General features: G+C 57.1%; 2 protein-coding genes. Both read right to left on the bottom strand.

Translation table 11 applies throughout. The features are described from left to right. Positions 1-250: 250 nt before the first annotated feature. On the bottom strand, positions 251-883 hold the full coding sequence (locus tag GBM95_RS11330) for a 4Fe-4S dicluster domain-containing protein (RefSeq protein WP_152159194.1): 633 nt from the start codon (positions 881-883) through the stop codon (positions 251-253). Positions 884-893: 10 nt separating this feature from the next. Further along, positions 894-3,116 carry a molybdopterin-containing oxidoreductase family protein gene (locus tag GBM95_RS11335; protein ID WP_152159195.1) on the bottom strand — a complete coding sequence of 741 codons (2,223 nt, stop codon included), beginning with the start codon at positions 3,114-3,116 and terminating at the stop codon, positions 894-896. Positions 3,117-3,388 lie beyond the last annotated feature (272 nt).

A 3,388-nucleotide genomic window follows, 5' to 3' on the forward strand; every position in this document is an offset into this window, starting at 1 on the left:
TTTCGGCGCGCTTTACTCCATCACGGGAGTAAACAATGCAGCGGCGGCGAAGCTCGAGCTGGGCTTCAGGAGTGGCCTTGCGGCCGTCGAGGGTTGTGGCGGTTTTATCTTCATAACTCATTTATCAATTATAACATAACCGTAGCCGCTTGTCAACTATTTTGTGCCTATGTTAATAACCAGAAAGACATGAATGCCGCCGCACCGTGAAAAGGAGCGGCGGCATATGCATTAGCGGAAATTGCCGAAGCTATTTGAGAGAGAGTCCGGTCACATCGAGACGAGCGCTCAGGTACCGCACCTTCGGATTCGTGCCGGCCTTCGCCGTCATCATCTGCGCCTTTTCAAGGAGCGCAGAATCTTCCTTCGAGAGGTTTTCGTAGTCGATCAAGCGAAGCGCTCCCGTAGAGCAGTTTTCGACGCAGGCAGGCTGTCGGCCGTCGCGAAGCCGGTGCGTGCAGAGCGTGCAGTGCTCGGCCTTTCCCGTAATGCGCTTCTGGTGCATTTCTGACGCTCGCTCTGCGAGAGGCGCTTTGTCGGGCCAGTAGGAAACAGCTCCCGTTTCATTGAACTGGGGAGCCCCGTAGGGGCATGCAGCAAGGCACATCCTGCAGCCGATGCACTTCTCATCGTTGACGAGGACTTCTCCAAAGCTTCCCTTTGAAATGGCCTTTGCAGGACACACCTTCATGCAGGCCGGATCCTCGCAGTGCTGACAGGAAGCGCGGAAGTAATTGATGATGCGCGCCCTCGGGTCTTCTCGACGCTCAATCCTCATCCACTTCATCTGCGGATGAAGCTGATTTTCTTCCTTGCAGGCGACGAAGCAGGTCTGGCAGGCAATGCATTTGTCGACATTGAAAAGGATGCCGTATTTGCTCATGGTCTTCTCCTCACGCCTTCTTCGTTACGCTCACGGGCATTTCGAAATAAGCCGGATACCCGGACATGGGATCGCGGACCGCACGGCCGACAAGCGGCTGCGTGTTTTCCTTGCCGAGCCAGCCGTACTGGGCGTCAATGAGTCCCTTGGGCACGATGATCGACACCATGGCGCGCGCCTCGACCGGACCGCCGTAGGGCGAGCGGATCTCGACGATGTCTCCCTCCCTGATGCCGCGCTCGGCTGCATCTTCAGGACTGATGTCGATCGTGAGGTGGTCCTCAATTTCGAGAAGATAAGGCTGATCCGATCGCGTCTTCGAGTGCGTGATGAAGGGCTTGCGGGCGCCGTTGAGGAAGCGGAGATTGAATTCCTTCGTGAGCGGCATCATCGGCTTATAGATCGGAAGCGCCGGATGGCCGAATTTTTCAGCTCTCACGCTCGAGAACTCGAGCTTGCCGCTCAGAGTGTTGAAGCCCGGCTTGCCGTCGGGCCGCATGCCGCCCGTCTCGTACTTGCGAAGAGCGGGTTTCGGCGCCGGCACGGACGAAACCCTGGGCAATGCATCCGCAAAGGCCTCCCAGCCTTCGCCCTGCATGCTTTTGAGAACATGGTCGCAGGCCTTTTTCGGGTCGCCGTCGAAAAAGTGTTCCGGCTTGTCGACAATGGCTCCGATTTCAAATGCGATTCGCCAGTCTTCCCGGCATTCGCCGAGAGGCTTCACGGGCTTTCTCACTGCAATCTTGTTCCCGTACCAGCCGAAAGGTGCGTAGCGCTCATAATTCATGGCGGCGGGAAGAATGATGTCCATGTCCTGATGGCTGTCCGGACGATAGAAGTAGTCGGCCGAGAAAGCAAAATCGAGCTTTTTCACAGCAGCTGCGTACACCTGCGGCGACGGCCAGATATTGACGTTGAAGCCCCAGCCGCAGAGCATCCGCACCTTTCCTGAATCCACCCATTCCGGGAAATTGTTCGGACTCACCTGGTCCTTCATGTCATTCCAGAGCGGCAGTTCCTCCCGGTCGAGGCGGTTTTTCTTCTGCTCAGGCAGGCTGAACCAGCCGTTCTCCGACACTGACGGATGGAGGCCGTAAGCCGCCATCGCAAGGCCTTTGGGGCCGGATGGGAAGGCGACGCCGCCCTTGACGTCGATGTAGCCCATGACGATCGGGAGAAGAAGAAGCGCCCGGGCGTTGTTGACGCCGTTGGAATTGTGGGACACCGACTGCGTGGTAAGCGAGAAAGTGCCCGGTCCCTTTGCCCAGAGGCGAGCCCCTTCAACCACGAGTTCCGCCGGAACGCCCGTAATTTCCTCCGTATATTGGGGCGTAAAGGTCTCGCAGTATTCTCTATAAGCTTCAAAGCCGTACGTCCACTTTTCGACGAACGCCTTGTCATAGAGTCCTTCGCGGATAAGCACCCGCATCATGCCGGCAACGAGTGCGGCATCCGTTCCGATTCTCGGCTGCAGATGGATGTCTGCGATTTCGGCTGCTTTGGTTCTGCGTGAATCAATCGTGATGATTTTGCAGCCGCGCGCCTTCGCGGCCTGAATAGCCTTCCACCATGTGAGCGGCTGCGCCCAGACATTGGTTGCCATGATCATGAAGACTTTGGTGTCCGGAGTCGGCAGTCCACCGTTGTTGGGGCGGCCGAAGTTGAGTTCCTCGGCCATCATGCAGCCCGAACGGCAGCCGACGGAAGATTCAGTGCCGTATGTGGTCGATCCGAAATAGCGTGCCAGACGATAAATTGCGGGCCGGGGCTCCTTGGGGTCGCCGGCATAGAACATCACGGCATTGGGACCGCTCGTACGGCGGATTTCGAGCATCCTGGCCGCTATCGTCTTATAGGCCTCCTCCCAGGTAATGCGGACCCAGCCCGGGTCAGCTGCGCCCTTCGGGTTGGTGCGCTTGAGGGGATAAAGAAGCCGGTTCGGGTTATAGAGGCGCTGCAGCGTTGAAAGTCCCTTGGAGCACAGAATCGACCTGGGATTTTCCTTCCAGTTTTCTATTCTGATGATGGTGTTGCCGCGGGCATGGAATTTGATGCCGCACTGCGGCACGTGATTGCACGAGTCGCAGATGGTGTATCCCGTCCACTCTTTCTGAGCTTCGACGGCCGCCTGCGCGCTCTTCACAAATAAGCTCTGCGAGCCGGCCCAGCCGGCAGCGAGCGAAAGTCCCCGGAAGAGACTGCGTCTAGAGACGGAAGGAACCTTGATGGTCATATTGTTCTCCTTTTTGCCGAACGCGAATGCTTCCGGACGGTTGCCGAAATGCTTTTCTCTGAAAGCGAGGTCGTGCACCCGGGAAAGCTTTCTTTCTGGGGGTCAGCGTTCGAAAAGGCCCTTCGCCCAAACCTGAAGATTGACGAAGGCCTTTGAGAATCAAGGTATCAATTATCCTGAGTTCACGGGTCGTTTTTAGGGCTACAGATCCCGTAAGCGTTTCGTGAGTGAAGAACTGCATCCAGGTCAGTTAACAGACTGACGCGGCAAGC

This window comes from Sutterella seckii (assembly GCF_009183815.1).
Taxonomy (GTDB): domain Bacteria; phylum Pseudomonadota; class Gammaproteobacteria; order Burkholderiales; family Burkholderiaceae_F; genus Sutterella; species Sutterella seckii.